The following is a 267-nucleotide window of genomic DNA, read 5'->3' on the forward strand; positions in this document are numbered from 1 at the left end:
ATGCCGCGCATTAATCTGCTGCTTGGTATTACAGTGATCCTGCTGGTGGTGACTTTCCAAAAATCCAGCAATCTGGCCGCAGCCTATGGTATTGCGGTAACCGGCAATATGCTGGTGACGACCACACTGCTGTTTTTTGTGATGCGCCGTCTGTGGAAATGGAGCCTGCCGGTTGTGCTGGTGCCGATCATTGGATTTGCTGTGGTTGATCTGATGTTCTTCAGCGCCAATTTGGTGAAAGTCCATCAGGGCGGCTGGGCATCCATT

The 267-nt window shown here is 51.7% G+C and carries 1 protein-coding gene; it reads left to right on the forward strand.

Annotated features, from left to right (window positions below):
- Window positions 1-267: KUP/HAK/KT family potassium transporter (locus tag HBA93_RS21430; protein WP_221724599.1), on the forward strand; the 267-nt coding region annotated here is incomplete at both ends.

Source organism: Ochrobactrum sp. SFR4 (genome assembly GCF_019730395.1).
Lineage (GTDB): Bacteria > Pseudomonadota > Alphaproteobacteria > Rhizobiales > Rhizobiaceae > Pseudochrobactrum.